Source organism: Paenibacillus zanthoxyli JH29, from assembly GCF_000520715.1.
GTDB lineage: Bacteria > Bacillota > Bacilli > Paenibacillales > Paenibacillaceae > Paenibacillus_AQ > Paenibacillus_AQ zanthoxyli.
Genome location: NZ_ASSD01000543.1, coordinates 1 through 18,642, shown reverse-complemented (window position 1 = coordinate 18,642; position 18,642 = coordinate 1). Strand labels below are relative to the sequence as shown.

Annotated in this window: 16 protein-coding genes; 6 read left to right on the top strand and 10 right to left on the bottom strand. The window is 49.1% G+C overall.

The features are described from left to right. Positions 1–41: 41 nt before the first annotated feature. On the bottom strand, positions 42–2,663 hold the full coding sequence (adhE, locus tag L691_RS0121145) for a bifunctional acetaldehyde-CoA/alcohol dehydrogenase (RefSeq protein ID WP_025692331.1): 2,622 nt from the start codon (positions 2,661–2,663) through the stop codon (positions 42–44). A 979-nt stretch (positions 2,664–3,642) separates the two neighbouring features. Here adhE and L691_RS0121140 point away from each other — a divergent pair. Continuing rightward, positions 3,643–4,359: a Crp/Fnr family transcriptional regulator gene (locus L691_RS0121140; protein WP_025692330.1), complete on the top strand. Its 717-nt coding sequence runs from the start codon at positions 3,643–3,645 to the stop codon at positions 4,357–4,359. Positions 4,360–4,537: 178 nt separating this feature from the next. Here L691_RS0121140 and L691_RS0121135 read toward each other — a convergent pair whose 3' ends face one another. The 5 genes from L691_RS0121135 to L691_RS0121115 form a co-directional block, all read right to left on the bottom strand. Continuing rightward, positions 4,538–5,329, bottom strand: coding sequence for a formate/nitrite transporter family protein (locus tag L691_RS0121135; protein ID WP_025692329.1), 792 nt, complete (start codon positions 5,327–5,329; stop codon positions 4,538–4,540). 35 nt (positions 5,330–5,364) lie between these two features. Then, positions 5,365–8,100 (bottom strand): nitrite reductase large subunit NirB, encoded by a 2,736-nt coding sequence (nirB, locus tag L691_RS0121130; RefSeq protein WP_025692328.1) that lies wholly within the window; start codon positions 8,098–8,100, stop codon positions 5,365–5,367. Between the two features lie 219 nt (positions 8,101–8,319). Beyond that, positions 8,320–9,027 (bottom strand): iron-sulfur cluster repair di-iron protein, encoded by a 708-nt coding sequence (gene ric, locus L691_RS0121125; RefSeq protein WP_036737621.1) that lies wholly within the window; start codon positions 9,025–9,027, stop codon positions 8,320–8,322. A gap of 114 nt (positions 9,028–9,141) precedes the next feature. Then, the gene (locus L691_RS0121120; RefSeq protein WP_025692326.1) at positions 9,142–9,873 is read right to left on the bottom strand and encodes a hypothetical protein; all 732 of its coding nucleotides are present in this window, start codon (positions 9,871–9,873) and stop codon (positions 9,142–9,144) included. 252 nt (positions 9,874–10,125) lie between these two features. Further along, entirely contained in the window at positions 10,126–10,719 is a 594-nt protein-coding gene (locus L691_RS0121115) for a TetR/AcrR family transcriptional regulator (RefSeq protein ID WP_025692325.1), read from the bottom strand. 125 nt (positions 10,720–10,844) lie between these two features. Between L691_RS0121115 and L691_RS0121110 the strand changes: the two genes are divergently transcribed. Together L691_RS0121110 and L691_RS0121105 are read left to right on the top strand one after the other, a co-directional pair. Then, a complete protein-coding gene (locus tag L691_RS0121110; RefSeq protein WP_025692324.1) occupies positions 10,845–12,059 on the top strand; it encodes a macrolide family glycosyltransferase in 1,215 nt (404 codons plus the stop codon). A gap of 35 nt (positions 12,060–12,094) precedes the next feature. Further along, entirely contained in the window at positions 12,095–13,312 is a 1,218-nt protein-coding gene (locus tag L691_RS0121105) for a macrolide family glycosyltransferase (protein ID WP_232229242.1), read from the top strand. A 98-nt stretch (positions 13,313–13,410) separates the two neighbouring features. Here L691_RS0121105 and L691_RS0121100 read toward each other — a convergent pair whose 3' ends face one another. Together L691_RS0121100 and L691_RS0121095 are read right to left on the bottom strand one after the other, a co-directional pair. Then, entirely contained in the window at positions 13,411–13,728 is a 318-nt protein-coding gene (locus L691_RS0121100) for a winged helix-turn-helix transcriptional regulator (RefSeq protein ID WP_025692322.1), read from the bottom strand. A gap of 118 nt (positions 13,729–13,846) precedes the next feature. Continuing rightward, on the bottom strand, positions 13,847–14,167 hold the full coding sequence (locus L691_RS0121095) for a hypothetical protein (RefSeq protein ID WP_025692321.1): 321 nt from the start codon (positions 14,165–14,167) through the stop codon (positions 13,847–13,849). 176 nt (positions 14,168–14,343) lie between these two features. Here L691_RS0121095 and L691_RS0121090 point away from each other — a divergent pair, with 176 nt between their 5' ends. Together L691_RS0121090 and msrA are read left to right on the top strand one after the other, a co-directional pair. After that, complete coding sequence (locus L691_RS0121090; protein ID WP_025692320.1) at positions 14,344–14,964, top strand: TVP38/TMEM64 family protein; 621 nt, start codon at positions 14,344–14,346, stop codon at positions 14,962–14,964. Between the two features lie 89 nt (positions 14,965–15,053). Continuing rightward, entirely contained in the window at positions 15,054–16,034 is a 981-nt protein-coding gene (gene msrA / locus L691_RS0121085; protein ID WP_025692319.1) for a peptide-methionine (S)-S-oxide reductase MsrA, read from the top strand. Between the two features lie 74 nt (positions 16,035–16,108). On the opposite strand, the gene L691_RS29665 is transcribed toward msrA, so the two are convergent. Further along, positions 16,109–17,248 carry a DUF4349 domain-containing protein gene (locus tag L691_RS29665; protein ID WP_051459423.1) on the bottom strand — a complete coding sequence of 380 codons (1,140 nt, stop codon included), beginning with the start codon at positions 17,246–17,248 and terminating at the stop codon, positions 16,109–16,111. Positions 17,249–17,447: 199 nt separating this feature from the next. Here L691_RS29665 and L691_RS31480 point away from each other — a divergent pair, with 199 nt between their 5' ends. Continuing rightward, positions 17,448–17,600, top strand: a complete 153-nt coding sequence (locus L691_RS31480; RefSeq protein ID WP_084654340.1) for a DUF1540 domain-containing protein — start codon at positions 17,448–17,450, stop codon at positions 17,598–17,600. Between the two features lie 71 nt (positions 17,601–17,671). On the opposite strand, the gene metE is transcribed toward L691_RS31480, so the two are convergent. Then, a partial coding sequence (gene metE / locus L691_RS0121070) for a 5-methyltetrahydropteroyltriglutamate--homocysteine S-methyltransferase (protein WP_025692317.1) occupies positions 17,672–18,642 on the bottom strand: 971 nt, incomplete at its 5' end.

Genomic DNA, 18,642 nt, shown 5'->3' with positions numbered 1-18,642 from the left:
CTGATTTTTTATATACATAAAGCCTGATGCAGACTTAAAAATTAGTTGTCAAATTTGCCGTAGAAGGCGTTACGGTATACGTCAGCAAGTTCGCTTACCAGCGGCAGCTTCGGATTGGCAGTTGTGCATTGGTCTTCGAAGGCTTTATCGGCCAGGTAGTCAACATTGGCTTCGAAATCCTTCGGATCGATGCCCAGTTGCTGGAAGGAATCTTCGATACCCAGTTTTTTGTTCAAATCGCGAATGGCGCTGATCAGGCTGTTGATACCTTCTTCGGTAGTGCGAGCCGGCAGTCCCAGAATACGGGCGATTTCAGCGTAGCGCTCGTCAGCCACAAAGTGCGAATATTTCGGGAACGAAGCGAACTTCGACGGTTTCGCCGCATTGTAGCGGATAACGTGCGGCAACAGAATCGCGTTGGTACGTCCATGAGGTGTGTGGTATTGACCGCCCCATTTGTGCGCCAAGCTGTGGTTGATGCCCAGGAATGCGTTGGCAAAGGCCATACCGGCCAGCGTCGATGCATTGTGCATTTTCTCGCGGGCAAGCTTGTCGGCTTGCAGTGCGGATTTCTCCAGATATTGGAACACCAGTTGGATAGCTTTGATAGCCAGACCATCGGTGTAGTCGCTTGCCAGGGTGGACACATAGGCTTCGATCGCATGTGTCAGCACGTCCATACCTGTATCGGCAACAGCTGTTCTAGGCAAGCTGTATACGAATTCCGGATCGATAATGGCTACGTCAGGAGTAAGCTCATAATCAGCCAGCGGATACTTAACATTTGGAGTAGTTGTTTTGTCGGTAATAACCGCGAAGGAGGTTACTTCCGAACCAGTACCCGAAGTTGTAGGGATTGCAACAAATTTCGCTTTAATGCCCAGTTTCGGGAATTTGTAGACCCGTTTACGGATATCCATGAATTTTTGCTTCAGACCATCAAAGTCAGCATCCGGATGTTCGTAGAACAGCCACATTCCTTTTGCAGCATCCATAGAGGAACCGCCGCCAAGCGCGATGATGCAGTCCGGCTGGAATCTGTTCATCATGGCAGTACCTTTTTCAACTGTAGTTGTCGATGGGTCCGGTTCAACTTCCGAGAACACTTCGATTGCTACAGGAGTTTGGCGTTGACGCAGGTAGTGCTCAACTCTTTCCACATAGCCCAGTTTAACCATCATCGGGTCTGTGACGATTGCTACACGAGTGATGTCAGGCATTTTGGCCAGGTATTGGGTTGCGCCTTTTTCAAAGTAGATCTTCTCCGGCAGCTTAAACCATTGCATATTCACGATACGACGATTCACCCTTTTCACGTTGATCAAGTTAATGGCGGTAACGTTCTGCGATACCGAGTTACGGCCGTAGGATCCGCAGCCCAGAGTCAGCGAAGGGATGTTCGTGTTGTAGAGGTCGCCGATGGCACCATGGGTGGAAGGCGAATTTACGAGAATACGTCCAGTTTGCAGACGGTTCGAGAATTTCATGATTACTTCTTCGTTGTTGGAGTGGATGGCCGAGCTGTGACCCATACCGCCAAACTCAACAACTTGCGCCGCACGCTCGATGCCTTGGTCCGCATTCTTAACTTTGTAGCAAGCCAGAACCGGGCTCAGCTTTTCAGCGGAAAGCGGGTATTTCGTGCCCACGCCTTCGAGTTCGGCGATCAGGATTTTGGTGCCTGCAGGCACTTGAATTCCGCACATTTCAGCGATTTTTACAGCGGATTGACCGACGATTACCGGGTTAACCGCGCATTTTTCTACGTTCATCGCGCCGTTGGTCAGCTTGGCAGCCTCTTCTTTGTTAACAAAGTAGCAGCCGTTAGCGATCAATTTCTTCTTCACTTGGTCGAAGATCGGCTCTTCAATGATAATGGCCTGCTCGGATGCGCAGATCATGCCGTTGTCGAATGTTTTCGAAAGAATAATGTCATTTACCGCTTGGTCAATATCAGCGCTCTTTTCAATGAAGGCAGGCACGTTACCAGGACCTACGCCAAGAGCCGGTTTACCGCAGCTGTATGCCGCCTTAACCATTGCAGATCCGCCTGTCGCCAGGATCAGAGCCACACCATCATTGTTCATCAGCGCGTTAGTTTTATCCATTGTCGGTTGCTCGATCCATTGGATGCAGTTCTCTGGTGCGCCGGCTTTGACAGCAGCATCATGCAGAATTTTTGCGGCAGCGGCACTACACTCTTGCGCAGATGGATGGAAACCGAATATAATAGGATTACGTGTCTTTGCGGCGATCAAGGCTTTAAACATCGTGGTGGATGTTGGGTTAGTTACCGGTGTGATGCCCATAACGATTCCGACCGGTTCGGCAATTTTTTGGAAGCTATCATAAGGGTTATCTTCAATAACACCTACAGTTTTGTCATATTTGATTCCGTGGTAAATATATTCAGTAGCAAAGATGTTCTTAGTGATCTTGTCCTCGTAAACACCGCGGCCAGTTTCTTCAACTGCCAGTTTCGCCAGGTACATATGCTTGTCAAGTCCGGCCAGCGCCATCGCATGAACGATACTGTCTACTTGCTCTTGATCAAGAGCCATATAAGCTTCTTGAGCTTTCTTTGCTTTGTCTACCAATGTCTGAATATACTCTTCAGCGGTAGGTTGTTTCACTTGGGCGGCCACTTCATTCTTTACTGCCATTTCCCTCGTCCTCCTGTCAATTTGTGTTTGTTCCTCTCTACAGAACCGATAATATCACATCAAATGCGACTTGTATAGTGAAATCTTTCACAAAGTATAAAAAATTTTTTTCTTTTATTTTTAAAACGCTTACATCAAAGCTGCTTTTAGGGCCATCCTACCTATACCCGTCTCTTTCTATGCTTATTCATATTAAACTAACAGTAGATTGTATAGAAGAAATCAATTCCTTTATTTGGAAAATTGCATAAGTTGCCGCTTGTTAGCCGAACTATCCATGCTATAATTCCTAATTATATTTAAAGCAGGAGGATTTTTAATAAAAGAAGCCTTCATGCTCCGTGAGCGCCGCCGATCTCGTGACATTTTAAAGATTTCTGGGCACACGCCGCCAAAATAACTTCTTTAAAATAACTTCTTTAAAATAACTTCTTTAAAATAGCTTCTTATAGTATGATCAATTTCCGGAAAAAAAATCGGAAAGCCGCGCAACTGTTCATCACGCTAACCGTATCTACAACCATCCGAATGATTCAACTGGTTAGCCGAGATGCACCGCATCATCTTGCAATGGCATTTCTTCGGTAAAGAGCTAAGCGGAAACGTATTGACTCCCCCTATTGTATCCAAACTCGTACAGCAGCATCGCCAAGGTCTGAATAAGCGTTTATGTTCATTGTTCGACCGGCCTATGTCAGCTCTTAAAAAGTTGTGTCTTAAATCACATTCTACTTGCCTAAGGCTTAACCATGTTTTATATTAAGAAAAGCTGTTTCCCCGTCTCGGTTAACGAATTACAGCTTTGATTGGAAAAACCTATTAGAAATCACACTAAAAATCGCGCTTTTGAAGTGAAAATAATCACAATGTTGAAAATTAGACACTTTTTCCGTGATTTTTCCACCCACAATTAAAAAATTCATTGTATAATTAGTTTAAAATTTATTGAAAAACTGAGGGAATAGAGGGGATGTCGATTATGAAAGAACACACGAATGTTATCGAAGCCCACGGAAACACGAACTGTTTCTCCGAACAAAACTTTAACAGACTGCTAGTAACGATGAAAGAACGGTTAGTTCCGGAAGGTTCTCATTTATTCTGGGAAGGAGACTACTCGGATAAGCTGTTTTATCTTAAGCGCGGACGCGTCAAGCTGACCAAATCCACGGATGAAGGCAAGGAACTCATACTTTATATGTATCAAGCCGGCGACATGGTCGGCCAAGCCGATCCTTTCTTCAGCACGAAGCACAGCTTCACTGCCGAAGTGATCGAGGAAAGCGAGGTCGGTGTGATCGAGCACAAGGATCTTGAAATTCTGATCTGCCAGCACTGTGATTTTGCCATCGACTTTATGAAATGGATGGGCATTCATCACCGCCTGACGCAAACCAAGTTCCGCGACCTGATGATGTACGGCAAACCGGGCGCGCTCTGCTCTACATTGATTCGACTGTGTCATACGTACGGCGAGAAGAACGGCGAGGCTATTCTGATTAACAAAAAAATTACACATACCGACTTGTCCAATATGATCGGCGCAACCCGCGAGAGCGTTAACCGCATGCTTAGCGATTTGCGCAAGAAGGACGCCGTAGAGTACGAGAACGGCATGATTGTAATTAAAAATATTGAGATGCTTCAGGAAATCTGCCATTGTGAAATGTGCCCAACCGAGATCTGCCGAATCTAACATCCCAACTATCTTACCCTATTCTTTCCTCAGTGAAACATAAATTGTCCGGATTTCTGACCCATTGATTTTCGTGGTCAAGGCGCCCGTTTCGGGCGCTTTTTTTCTTTTGTTTCAGAAAAAAACGGCAAGCCTCCAACCAACGGAGACTTGCCGTTTATTCTCATAATCCAGAGTCCTATCGCTTGCTGCGGATGGAACGGACGGGCGAAATGGCCCAATAAGCCATGCCGACGAATACGCCGCCGCCGATTATGTTGCCCAGCGTAACCGGAATCATGTTATGCAGCCAACCGGCCAAGCTGACGGTCTCCGGATGATTCGGCAGCAGCAGGGCCACGCTCATCAGCGTCATGTTCGCCACACTATGCTCATAGCCGCTGGCGATGAAGGCAAGCAGACACCACCAGATCAGCACCAGCTTGGCGCCTTCGCTCTTCGCCCGGGACGACATCCAGATCGCCAGACAGACCAGCCAGTTGCACAAAATGCCGCGAAAGAACAATTCGGACAAAGGCAGGCTCATCTTTTTGGCCGCAGCTGTGAAGATTAGATGATCAGGGGCTGCGGCCTTGAACAGTCCTGTTCCTTGCACCAGCCAAGCCAGCAGCAGCGCGCCGGCAAGGTTGCCGAGAAAGACGATAATCCAGTTCTTAATCGTATCCCATACGCTTGTTCTGCCTGCAAGGGTGCTGGCGGCAAAGAACATGTTATTCCCCGTAAACAGCTCCGAACCGGCAAAGATGACCAGCGTCAGCGCGATGCCGAAGGTTGCTCCCATTACGAGGGGCTGGAAGGGTGACTTGGCCGCCGCCAGATGCGCCCCTAAAGTAAAGATTAGGATGATGCCGATGCCGACATAAGCGCCGGCCAACAGCGCCGCCAAAGCATAACGCGGCAGGCTTTCATTCATTTTGTCACGTTTCGTAACCGCCGCTTCAATAATATTTTCCACACTTTGCGTAAACATGCCCCTAACCCCCCATTTTTTTCTCTGAAATATCTTTAAATTCCGATAACAACGGTTTCTCCATCAATATGAACCGGATAAGCCGCCGCCTGCCCCTTATCGGGCGCTTGAACTTCGCCGGTGCGAAGATCGATTTTCCAATCGTACAGCGGGTCGTACAGGTAGTGCCCGGATACGATCCCCTCGGCCAAAGGGCCGCCTTTGGGATGCGGGTTGCGGTTCTCCAGAGCGTAGAACTCGTCCTCTGAAGTGCGGAAGACGGCCAGCTCTTTGCCTTCAATGTTGATCACCCGGCCGATTTGCTTCAGATAGTCTTCCACATTGCCAGCAGCATGGGTTTGTCTTGCTGTTCCCGTCGCTTCAAACAGCGCAGAGCGTGTCGCGCCGTCGTTCAGCATTTTTTTCCATGGATCTTGGACCTGGGTCAAGGCGAAGTCAATCCGCTGCGCAAGCGCCTTGCGCTCCTCTTCGTTGTCCAGAATGACTGTCTTGATATGCTCCAGCCCCATTCGCTCCACCCATTCCGAAGTTCGTTCCAGGTAATTGCCGGTTTCACGGTAGTACTGCATCACAGCGGAGCAGATCTCCACCAGTTCTTCGTCCGTCTTCACTTTGCAGAAGGAATCCGCAATCCGCGCCTTGATGCCGCCGTTGCCGCCGATGAACACTTCCCAGCCTCCGTCGTTGCCGACAATGCCGATATCCTTCGTGCAGGATTCCGCGCAGTTCCGTGGACAGCCGTTCACGGCCATTTTAAATTTGGCGGGGAAGTCAAGCCGCTCATACTTCCGCTCCAGCAGCGCTCCCATGCCCATCGAGTCCTGAGTGCCGAACCGGCAGAACTGAGAACCAACACAGGTCTTGACTGTCCGCAGCGATTTGGCGTACGCATAGCCGGAAGGCATATCCAGCTCTTCCCATACTTTAGGCACATCCTCTTTCTTCACGCCGATTAGATCCAGACGCTGCCCGCCGGTTACTTTGACGACTTTGACATCATACTTAATGGAGACATCGGCAATTTTCTTCAGATCTTCAGGAGTCGTCACGCCGCCGTACATCCGGGGAACGACAGTGAACGTGCCGTCTTTCTGAATATTGGCGCTCATTCGTTCATTGACGAAGCGCGATTCCTTCTCGTCTTTATGTGTATCCGGATAGATCATGCCCAGATAATAGTTGACCGCCGGGCGGCATTTCGAGCAGCCCTCCTCCTGTTTCCAGCCAAGGACGTTCATGACCTCTTTGGTCGTTGTCAGTCCTTTGGCCCGGATTTCGGCCACAATTTCATCCCGGCTGAGCGTCGTACAGCCGCAAATTCCGGTCTTCGCGCTCTGCTCGAAGCCGTCGCCAAGCACGTATTGCAGAATCTGTTCCACGACCGGCTTACAGCCTCCGCAGGATCGGATAGCGCCGGTGCTGGCCTTGATTTCGTCCACGGTCGTAAAGCCATTCTCGGTGATGGCGTCCACAATCGCCCTCTTGGTCACGCCGTTGCAGCCGCAGACAATTTCCTCGTCAGACATGCTTTCGACAGATGCCGTCTTCTTGGCCCCGCCTCCGCCGCAGCAGCCGGTGCCCATAACATCCGCATAGATGTCGTCGGTCATCTCCGCACCCTGCTTCACCAGCTTCTGCAGGCTGGCTGATTCCGTCACATCGCCGAACAGAACGGCGCCGACGATAATGTTGTCCCTGAGCAAAATTTTCTTGTAGGTTCTCTTCCAATCATCCTTAGCGGAAATCACCGTATGCTCCGGCGTATCGATGAATTCCCCGGCAGAGAAGACGTCCACACCGGAAATCTTCAGCTTGGTCGAGACGACCGAACCCTCGTAAGGCTTGGTTTCCACACCGCATAAATGCTTGGCAAGGACGGTTCCCTGTTCGAACAGCGGGGCTACCAGACCGTAGCAGACGCCGCGGTGCTCGGTGCATTCGCCAACGGAATACACATCCGCAAGCGATGTCTGTAAATAGTCGTTAACCACGATGCCCCGGTTCACCTCAATGCCGCTGTCCTTCGCCACAGCCACATTCGGCTTGATACCGACAGCCATAACCACGAACTGCGACTCCAGCTCCGTACCGTCGCTGAAGCGCAGACCGCTAACCCGCTCATCGCCGGTCAACTCCACCGTCTGCTTGCCCATGGCGAACTTGACGCCCTGGCGCTCCAATTCCGCTTTCAGCATCGACGCGGCGGTATGGTCCAACTGGCGCTCCATCAGGTCTTCCATCAGATGGACGACCGTAACGTCCATGCCAAGGTTAACGAGTCCCTTCGCCGCTTCGAGCCCAAGCAATCCGCCGCCGATGACAGCCGCTTTGCCATACTGCTTCGCGGCATCCAGCATGGCTTCGCAGTCGGCGATGTCGCGGAAGCCGACGACGCCTTCCTTGCCGCTTCCCGGGATCGGCAGAATGAATGAATTCGACCCGGTGGCGATAATGACTTTATCGTAATCGGCGGTCAATCCATTCGATGCGATTACCTGCCGCTTGTCTCCGTCTATGCGGGTTACCGTAGTGCCCGTATGCAGAGTTATGCCGTTATCCTTGTACCAGTTCCAGTCGTTCAGGATAATATCGTCCACCGTTTTACTTCCTTCAAGGACATAGGACAGCATAATGCGGTTGTAGTTCGGATGAGGCTCGCTGCCGAAGACTGTGATGTCGTATGCGCCGCCAAGCTTCAAAATCTGTTCGATGGTACCGACGCCTGCCATGCCGTTGCCGATCAATACTAATTTTTCTCGATTCGTTGTCATTGTCAGGTCCTCCCTCAAAAGCTTCCTTAATCAACTCTCGTGCTTAATAACGGAATTATACTGTTTAAATTTTAACTAGATGGGTGACCACAGTCACTCCAATAGTGAATATTTTCACATCAATCTGTAACAAATATTGTTATTTACCCTCTTGACATACGAGAAATAGCCGATTTCCCAAGGATAATCCAGGAAAATCGGCGTTAACTAAAGCTGAAACTAGGCTTGATATCTCGGGAACAGAATGTTGTTCTCCAGGTGAACATGCTCGAAGGTCATGCCTTCCAATTCTTCCAGCCGCGTATAGGTCAGACGATAGGTTGTGCAGGCATGCTCAGGTGGAGTGTAGTCGCCGGTAACTTCGCGAAGCTGTCTCAAGATGTTCCCCGCGGCATTATGCTCCTCTTCCAAATGGTGAAGAGCCCCCCGCAGCGCGGCTAAAGATTGTTCGTCCCCTTTTTGCTCGTAGGCAAGAATACTCGGAAAATCCTGCGCTTCTTCCTTCGCCGTATGCTCCAGCAATTCGTCCTTCAACTGGTTGAACAGGCGGTATACCTTGGCCAGATGCGGGGAGCCTTCGCCGTGCGCATGGAATACCTTGGAAACATTCTGTCCGATTAGCGGCAGCTCTTCACGCAGATAGCGGTGATGCTTGCTCACAATATGGCCGATCAGCGCTTCGGACGACGCCCCGTTCCACACGGTTTCTTCTTCCAGAACGGGATGCTCCTCCACAAGCTTGTACAAATCGCCGATGACAGCGCCTGCATCTAAGCCGCGCTCGTCCGCCGCCGCCCGAAGGGGCTTGGTGCCGCCGCAGCAGAAATCGATTTTGTTCGTTTTGAAGTAGTCCGATGCTTTTGGGAACTGCAGTACAATATCTCTTACCATCGTATCACTATTGAATAAGGGTTGTTTTATGCTCATTATGGCTCCTCCTTAGGGGTGCTGGTCGGTTTGTCTACTACTCCACCTTAACCCCGAAAGGAGAGCTTACGTGTGATTGGAATCACGGTAAATCCATCAACATATTGAACAGATTTATTGCACATAGGCTTCCATGTACGTGCGCTTGCCCGCAGCGTCCTTCAAGTAAGGCCCGAGTCCGGCAAATTTGGCCTGATTAACATACACGCCGGTCATCCATCTTCCTTCCGTCAACCCGCCATCCCATTGAAGCACAAGGTCCGGAGCCGCAACCCATTCCTGAAAGACGCGGATACCCGTGTCCGTGTAGGCTTTGCATGGCTTATTAAGCTCCCGAAAACGGACGTCATTGACATAGGTGGGCACAAAATAGGCCGATATGGTCTCCAAATCATCACCATCCAGAAAGGTCTCCGCGCCAAGAAACGGATGAAGCATCAGCGTTTTTTCAAACAGCGACCAAATCACCGCCTGAAGGATCAGACTCTGTCTTCTGCCATTATGAAACGTGTAGGCACGCCGCTGATCCGATATGCCTCTGTCACGTTCCGGTTTACCTTGTTCCTGTTCCAGACAGTGTCGCTCACAGCCGATGCATTTCCAGCCCGAGGGCCCTTGAATCCATTTCTGAAATACCGTACCGGCTTCACCGTTACCTTTGTACAGAGAAGAGATTATGCTGTAGGGAACTCCAATCGTAGCGTTCCATAGCGAGGCGGGAATATGGCTGTGCAGCATGAACAGCGTCTTATCATAAATAAGCTGCACCTTAACGGATGCCGTTTCCAACTCGGCGACATCCTCTTTTCCATAACCTATCTCACGTGAGAGCAGGGTGGTCTTCATCTTGGCTCGCCTCCCTCAAATTTGCCCTGTAGGGCGGGGGATTTATTTAGTAAGCGCTTCCAATAGGAGAGGAACATCCGTTTTTTCTATTATATTACGTCTTCATGTCGATTGTGCAAGTTTTTTTCTCAAAAAAAGAAACGGTAAAAAATTGCATACCCGTCATTCCGTGGAACGGCGGGCGGTTTGCTCCGGCTGAACGCGGTATTTCGCCTGGGGGATACCAAGTCGCTTTTTACACGCTTGGGTTTATCACAAGCTCTCCAATTGATCAGCATAGCTATATAAAATATCAGGCACATAATTGCCTTGTTCTACAAATGACTTTCCAAATTCACTGATGATTGTCCTCATTTCTTCAAAAGACAACGGAGCATCGTTCCTAAGCCAGTCTACTATAATCGTAAAACTTCCTGCAATTTGATACTTTATGGAATATTTATAATGCAGTTCGTTTAATTGATCTATATTTGTATGTTCTTTTTTATACAGACTCACTAAATTTTTTATTAATTTCTCAAGATGTTCAAGTATTAAATAATAAGGTACGGCTTTGATAATTTTTAGTAAAGACTCACGATGCTTCTTCAAGTCCGCAAAGAAGAGATCATTAAGAGCATCATTTGAGTTATTGTCGTGTAATTTTTTTAATATAAGTAGACGCTCTTTAAATACATCATCCAAATATTTGATAATGATTTCATCTTTGCTTTTATAATTTCTGTAGAAAGTCTGTCTGGCTACTCCTGCTTTTTTTGTGATGTTGGTAATATTAATCTTGTCGTAGGGTGTGGTCTCCAATAATAACAGCAGCGCTTCAAAAATCCATTCTCTTGTTTGATGCAACACTTTCACCTCTTTTGTCTATTTTCATGGATAAAATCTCTATTCTAATTGAACTCCATTTTTACATATACTATAATTTGTTCCATCACATGGTACAATTCTAATACAAATGGAGGATGATTGAAGTGAAGAAAACTCATATTGCTATGATTAATATTCCTGCTTACGGGCATATCAATCCCACACTCGCCGTTGTATCGGAGCTCGTTCAAAGAGGCTATAAAGTGACTTATCCGGCAACTGAAAAGTTCATACCGGATATTGAGCAAACAGGGGTTTCGGTTATTCCCTATCAATCGGCCTCAATGGATATTTTAGATCAAATAAGTCATGTTAAACAAATCACTGAAGCCATAAGCAGCAATGCGGAAAATCTCCCCATGAAATTCATTGAAGAGGCGATAGCCACATATTATCAATTAGAGCAGATGTATGCGGATGATCTTCCGGATTTAATTCTGTTTGATTTTATAGCGTTGGCCGGAAAACTGTTCGCTGCAAAGCACGGCATTCCTGCGGTACGGCTATTTTCTTCCTATGCGGAGAATGAGCATGTATCGGCGTTGCCTGAGGTTCCGGACGAAATCAAGAATGAATTGGCGGCAAAGCTCAAGGATTTTTCGGAAAAGGAGGGGATTCCGGTTGCATCCTTTATGGATTTATTCATTCCGGAGAAATTAAATATTGCCTTTATGCCTCGGGCTTTTCAGATAAAAGGCGATCAGTTTGACGAACGCTTCCTTTTTGTTGGACCGTCTATTGGCAAACGCACCTACGGAGAAAGCTTGCCGATTGATGAAAATAGTGAGCGCCCCGTCATGCTGATATCGCTGGGTACGATTTTCAACCCCTGGCCGGAATTCTATAACATGTGTATCGAAGCTTTTCGCGACTCCAATTGGCAAGTCGTCATGTCCACAGGATCTAAGATCACTCCGGAAAGCTTGGGCGACATTCCAGATAACTTTATTGTCCGCCAGAAGGTCCCTCAGCTTGAAATTCTCCCTCATACCCGGTTGTTTATCACGCATGGCGGCATGAACAGCACGATGGAAGCGTTAAGTAACGGCGTGCCCCTGGTCGTTATACCACAGATGCATGAGCAGGAAATTACCGCCCGCCGCGTAACGGAATTGGGACTGGGGCAGCATTTTCTGCCGGATGAAGTAACCGTTCAAGTGTTACAGACATCGGTTCAAGAAGTTTCAGAAGACGAGCAGTTGCAGCAGCGTGTGTATGACATGCAGAAGAATATTCAAGAAGCTGGCGGAGCTCAAAAAGCCGCAGAAGCTATTGAAAAGCTGTTACACAGCCAAAAAAACACACAAGTTGCACACTAAAAATTTTTTTGAAAGAACATAGAAGAGGATGTGAAATGATGTCAAAAGTGCTTTTTTTAAGCATTCCTGCTCATGGCCATGTCAATCCTACACTGGGATTAGTCAATGAATTAGTCAATCAAGGCGAGGAAGTTACTTATTTTTGTACAGAGGATTTTAAAGAGAAGATCGAAAAGACAGGTGCTGAATTTAGAAGTTATCAAGTAGAGTCTCCCCTTTTCAATGGTAGACACACTACGCCGCAAAACATGGGGTTAGAGAAGCTGTTCGACTCTATTAATGAAATGCTCAAGTCAAGCGATAAGATGATAGAAGATGTTTTATCTCAAATTAAGGATGACCATTTTGACTACATTATGTATACGGCCATGTATCCTTTTGGAAATGTGATGGCTCAAATCTTGAACCTTCCTTCGGTATCTTCTTTTGCCGTATTTGCTACTCCGAAGGAACTGATGGCCCAGCACAAAGGATCCGCCAATGAAGAACTGCTAAGGAATCATCCCGTTATGGAAACTTACAAAACAGTTGCAAATCAATTAAAGGAAGTCTATAACGTGGAAATGGCCGATAACCCGATGGGTTTATTCTTTAATAAAGGTGACATCAATATTGCCTATACTTCCAAATATTTCGTTTCCCATCCTGAATATTATGACGACAGCTTTAAATTTATCGGCCCTCCAATCTATGACCGGCAGGAAAATTTGGATTTCCCATTTGAGCAATTAGAAGGTAAAAAAGTCGTCTACATCTCATTAGGCACAGTGTTTAATAAGGATAGCAAGCTTTATGAACTTTTCTTTAAAACTTTTGCCGGCACTGATGCTGTGGTGGTTATGACGGCATACCATGTGGATTTATCTGAATTTGAAATACCTGACAATTTTATTGTAAGAAATTTTGTGCCTCAATCGGAGATTTTAAAATATACGGATGTGGCGATCACTCATGCGGGGATGAACAGTACCAGTGACTTACTGTATAATGAAGTGCCTTTTGTAGCGATACCCATAGGCGCAGACCAGCCTTATATGGCAGGAAGATCAGCAGAACTCGGAGCGGCCATTTCTCTCGATAAGGATACACTTACTCCGGAACGATTAAAGGATGCGGTGGAAAAAGTGTTAAACGATCCAAGCTATGCTGAAAATATCAAGAAAATAAGTGAGTCTTTTAAACAGGCCGGCGGTTATAAAAAAGCGGTTGAAGAGATTTTAAAATTAAAAAGCGAACGAGGTATTCCCGTATAAAACACGATGTCTAGTGCTAGATTGAATCGCTATTTAAAAAAACTGGCGCCGATTGATTCGACGTCAGTTTTCTGCTTGTTCTGCGGCCGGCCCCGCCTTTATTTTACCCACTGTTCCGCCCATTTCTGAATCTGCTCCATAACAGGCTCCAGCGCGCGGCCTTTGTCCGTCAGCTCGTATTCGATCCGCACAGGCGTCTCCGGATAGACATGCCGCTCCAGAATGCCTTCGCTCTCCAGATCCTTCATCCGTTCCGACAGCATTTTATCGCTCATCAAAGGAATAAGGCCGGATATGTCCTTAAAGCGTTTCGGTCCGCTCATCAATGTCTTAATAATCAGGCCGTTCCACCGTTTGCCCAGAAAAGAGAATGCCGTCTCGAAGCGGGGACACAACGCCAACTGATGCTCTTCCATTGTTCTCACCTCTCGCTAAAAACTTACATTTAGTTAGTATATATAATTTTACCACATTACGTTCCAACTGAACATTGTTTTCCAAAAAAAGTTTGTTCGCATCCATAAAAAGCCGCCGCTACTGGCCGCGTTCTCCCTGCGCTCTTGCCGCTACCGCCTCAGTGATGACAAAAGCCAGGTCGTCGTTTCCATATAACGAAAGTACTCCGAGTACCGTATCATCTGATATAAAACCGGACTCATCCGCCGGTACAGTCAGTGCAAGTGCTCTGGCAAGCTGTTCATTGCCCTGCTGCTGCGGGTAAGCCTGCAAATAGAGGGCTTCCGGATCGAGACCATTATTCACGCACCATTGGGCGAATACGAGGATCATCATTTCTTCATCGCGCCTATAGCTTTCCACAATGTGGTCTTCCACCGATTTACGGTAATCATCCATTCTCTCTCTCCCCCTTTCTAGTTGTCCTGTACAAGTTTCTCCCCTTGCAGAAGCTGCCGCTTCATATCTAATGAACTATTATACCCTGTCGAGTCAATCCGACAAATGAGTTTTCTTCTATTCTTCAATTTTTTTCAGTATGATGGGTGAAGATGAATCGGAAAGGACATATTACAATGAGAAAATGGCTGCTGGCGCTGTGTTATGTTTCGGGCTTGGGCGCCGCGTTTATCTACAGATATACCATTCTGGACTGGCTGGGACAGGACGGGCATGCTCTGCTCTCGATCCTGGCCGCAGCCGCGCTGGCTTTATTCCCGGTCGTGCCGTACAAAGCCGTCATCGGACTGTTCGGATATGTATACGGAAGTCTGGCGGGTGGAGCGATGTGCTGGCTGGCGACAACGGCGGCCGCTGCGCTGATGTTCGGCGGCGTCAAATGGCTGTTTCCGGAAAAAGGACGCGCTTATTTGTCTTCAGTCCCGGCGCTGGACAAATTCACGGCTGCCGTGCAGCGGCGGCCCTTCGCTTCGGTAATTGCAGCCCGCCTCTTGCCGATCATACCGCAATCGGCGGTCAATGTGTATGCCGCCGCGGCCGGGTTGCCCTTCTGGAGCTTTATCATTGCTTCAGGTCTGGGCAAAATCCCGGGCATCGCGCTCTTTGCCTTTCTTGGCGGCAGCGCCCGGGAGCATCCCGCAGCCGCCGGAATAGCCGCCGCGCTGTACATTGCGGCGCTCCTATTACTTGGTCTCCTGCTAAAAGGCGGCAGGCATCGGAATAAACGGTCAGCCTGAAGCTTGCGGCTTGTTGGCACAACACACTTAGAAGGTTTATAATTAAATTGTGATCTATTTAATTGCTTCATTTGACAGGAGGGACAACTATGACTGACAATCCGACTAACCAAACAGGCTCCCGCACCGAAAAAGCGACATTCGCAGGCGGCTGTTTCTGGTGTATGGTCTCCCCGTTCGAGGAGCTGCCCGGCATTATCGACGTCGTCTCCGGCTATACCGGAGGGCATACGGTCAATCCGACTTACGAAGAAGTCTGCTCCGAAACGACGGGCCATGCGGAAGCTGTGCAAATTACGTTCGATCCCGATATTTTTCCATACAGCAAGCTGCTCGAGCTGTTCTGGCAGCAGATTGATCCGACGGATGAAGGCGGCCAGTTCCATGACCGAGGCTCCTCCTACCGGACGGCGATCTTCTATCACAATGAGGAGCAGCGCAAGGAAGCCGAGGCATCCAAGCTCGCAACCCAGCAAAGCGGCCGCTTCTCGGGTCCGATTGTGACGCCTATTGTTCCGGCCGGGGTCTTCTATCCTGCGGAAGAATATCATCAGGGCTATCACCGCAAAAATCCGGGCCATTACAAACGCTACCGCAAAGCCTCCGGCCGGGAAGCCTTTATTGAGAGCCATTGGCCGCATAAAGAGGACAAGCAAAGTCTGAAGCAGCGGCTTACACCCCTGCAATATGAGGTCACACAGAATAATGCGACGGAATCCCCATTTCAAAATGAATTTTGGGATCATCACGGAGAAGGCATTTATGTGGACATCGTGTCCGGGGAGCCGCTCTTTAGTTCCAGGGATAAATATGATTCCGGCTGCGGCTGGCCCAGCTTCACCCGCCCGCTCCGCGACTATTCAGTGAAAGAAAAGACCGATCTCAGCCACTTGATGATTCGCACGGAGGTGCGCAGCAGAGAAGCGGATTCACATCTCGGCCATGTCTTTAATGACGGACCGGGCCCGGAGGGTCTTCGCTACTGCATCAATTCCGCTGCGCTGCGCTTCGTTCCGAAGGAGAATCTTGAACGGGAAGGTTATGGCGAATACCGCATCTTATTTCAATAGAACGCTTTCCTTATAAAAGGGACTGTAACAAAAGCCTCCGAACGGGTTTCTCGCCCGTTTGGAGGCTTTTTCTCTTACTTATCTTCCGGCGGTTCCAGCGCCTGCGGCGCATCTCCGGGCTCATCTTCCCCGTCCTTCCGGCTTGGTCCGGCCGGTCCTCCGTATGCTCCCTCTTCTTTACGCCGATTGGCTTCCCGAATCAGCTGCGAAGCCTCTTCGCGGCGGCGATGGCGTCTTGAGCGGCGGACCCAGAGCAGCGCGGCCAGAATAAGGCCGGCTCCGATCAGTAACGGCAACGCTCCGGCCAGGAAGATAAAGATCCACTCTAATCCCTTGGCGATGGCATTTAGGGTTCCGCGCAGCGCGCCAGAGGCTCTGCCAAATAGCGATTGCGGCTCTTCCTTACGCATATTTAAAGTACTCTCGTCCAGCTGATACAGCCGCAGCTCCACCGTTGAGTACAGCACATTTTGATCGATATAGCGCATTCTCCCCTTGATCTGCTCAATCTCCTCCTGAACCTTGCCAAGCTCGTTGGCAAACGACACAAGATCCGTGGCTTTGGTCGCCTTTTTCATAAATTCGACGTACTGGGATTCCAGCAGCTGCTTCGCCTTCAGGCGCGCTTCAAGGTCGACATACTCTTCAGAAACGTCCTGACCCTCAATGCTGCGCTGGAGCGATTCATGTTTGACTTTCTCCAGACTATCCAGGAAAGAAGAGAAGCCGGAAGCAGGCACCTTCACGACAAACGTGCCGCCATGCTCGGAATCGGACATCGTTTCCGTGAATCCGAGAATGTAGCCGCGGGCGAGATTGATCATATTCCGCACTTCCGTCTGCGCTTTATCGTAATTTTCCACTTCCATGTTGAGATTGGCATGGTAGATCAGTTTCTTGTTCAGTCCAGCAGCTACATCGCCGGACGCGAATCCGCCGGAGCTGCTGACGGTTTGTTCTGCGGCGGAGTGGCTTGCAAGCTCTTTACCGCTCCCCGATCCGCCATCTTGCGCGGTATCATTTTTATCTGCAAGAGCGGCCTCAGCGGGAGCCCCCATGCTGACCGCATTCGATTGAGACGAGACGCTGCCCTTCATCATGGAATTTGCAGCCTGCTCCGCGTGCCCGGCGCTGCCGCCCGAACTACAGCCAGCTAGCATGACACACAACAACACCATAACCGTTACCATGTAATACAGACTTCGCTTGAACATCCGCATCCCCCCAATTTATCGGCTGTCTGATATTTATTCTCCAGACGTTTCCAGACCCTGAAAGGTTGCGGAGTACGAATCTTTCTTTAGCGGTTCATCGGGAGGGTTCGATGGGGGCCTGTCAGATCATTAGAATGATCGCTTGGTATAAATCAAGAGGTATGAGGAAAGCCTACTAGCGTTAGGAGGTGAATACTTTATGGCAAAAGATGTGCTGTGCGAAGTGAACACCTGTACTTATTGGGCCAATGAAAACAAGTGCAATGCTGAGTCGATTTTCATTGCTTTCAATAACGTGAAACAAGCTTCTCGCTCTGAAGAAACAGATTGTGACACGTTTAAACAGAAATAGGGTATATATATAAAAGCAATAAACCGGGATCGGATTCCCGGTTTATTCTTTATAAGCCGATCTTTCGCAAGTTACGGCTGAATAGCCCGCGCTTTCTTTCTGGCATCTTCCGCAGCCGCCACCATATTTCGCAGCGATGCCTCCGTCTCGTTCCAGCCCCGCGTCTTCAGTCCGCAATCCGGATTGATCCAGAACTGCTCCGGATGCAGCACCCGCAGCGCCCGGTCGATGCCGGTCTCCATTTCTTCCACCGCCGGAACCCGCGGGCTATGGATGTCGTATACTCCAAGGCCAATCCCTTTGTCGTATTCCATTTTCTCAAAGCTTGCAATCAGCTCGCCATGGCTGCGCGACGTCTCAATGGAAATAACATCCGCATCCATATCGGAAATCGAATCAATCATATCGCCAAATTCGCAATAGCACATATGGGTATGGATTTGCGTCGTTTCCCGAACGAGATTCGTGGAAATGCGGAAAGCTTTTACGGCCCAGTTCAGATAATGCCTGCGGTCCTTCTCCTTGAGCGGAAGTCCTTCGCGCACCGCCGGCTCGTCCACCTGGATCATTTCCACCCCGGCGCTTTCGAGCGCCAGCACCTCCTGCCGCAGCGCGAGCGCAATCTGGTTGGCTACCCGCTCCCGGCTTAAATCGTTGCGCACGAAGGACCAGTTCAGAATCGTGACCGGCCCAGTCAGCATGCCCTTTACCGGAAGCTTCGTCAAAGACTGCGCATAGACACTTTCCTTGACGGTCATCGGTTCGGTGAAAGCGACATCGGCGTAGATCACCGGCGGCTTGACGCAGCGGGAACCGTAGGATTGCACCCAGCCATTCAGGGTGAACAGAAATCCATCCAGCTTCTCCCCGAAGAACTCGACCATATCGGTTCGTTCAAATTCGCCGTGCACCAGAACATCAAGGCCAATGTTCTCCTGAAGAGCGATGGCGTCCGCAATTTGCCGGCGGATAAATCCGTCATAGACTTCCTGGCTCAGCTCGCCCTTGCGCCATTTCAGCCGCGCCTGCCGGACCTCCGGCG

Bases quoted from the DNA above. Each gene is read 5' to 3' on its own strand.
- adhE (WP_025692331.1), bottom strand. From the start codon at position 2,663: ATGGCAGTAAAGAATGAAGTGGCCGCCCAAGTGAAACAACCTACCGCT.
- L691_RS0121140 (WP_025692330.1), top strand. From the start codon at position 3,643: ATGAAAGAACACACGAATGTTATCGAAGCCCACGGAAACACGAACTGT.
- L691_RS0121135 (WP_025692329.1), bottom strand. From the start codon at position 5,329: ATGTTTACGCAAAGTGTGGAAAATATTATTGAAGCGGCGGTTACGAAA.
- nirB (WP_025692328.1), bottom strand. From the start codon at position 8,100: ATGACAACGAATCGAGAAAAATTAGTATTGATCGGCAACGGCATGGCA.
- ric (WP_036737621.1), bottom strand. From the start codon at position 9,027: ATGAGCATAAAACAACCCTTATTCAATAGTGATACGATGGTAAGAGAT.
- L691_RS0121120 (WP_025692326.1), bottom strand. From the start codon at position 9,873: ATGAAGACCACCCTGCTCTCACGTGAGATAGGTTATGGAAAAGAGGAT.
- L691_RS0121105 (WP_232229242.1), top strand. From the start codon at position 12,095: ATGATGTCAAAAGTGCTTTTTTTAAGCATTCCTGCTCATGGCCATGTC.
- L691_RS0121100 (WP_025692322.1), bottom strand. From the start codon at position 13,728: ATGGAAGAGCATCAGTTGGCGTTGTGTCCCCGCTTCGAGACGGCATTC.
- L691_RS0121095 (WP_025692321.1), bottom strand. From the start codon at position 14,167: ATGGATGATTACCGTAAATCGGTGGAAGACCACATTGTGGAAAGCTAT.
- L691_RS0121090 (WP_025692320.1), top strand. From the start codon at position 14,344: ATGAGAAAATGGCTGCTGGCGCTGTGTTATGTTTCGGGCTTGGGCGCC.
- msrA (WP_025692319.1), top strand. From the start codon at position 15,054: ATGACTGACAATCCGACTAACCAAACAGGCTCCCGCACCGAAAAAGCG.
- L691_RS29665 (WP_051459423.1), bottom strand. From the start codon at position 17,248: ATGTTCAAGCGAAGTCTGTATTACATGGTAACGGTTATGGTGTTGTTG.
- L691_RS31480 (WP_084654340.1), top strand. From the start codon at position 17,448: ATGGCAAAAGATGTGCTGTGCGAAGTGAACACCTGTACTTATTGGGCC.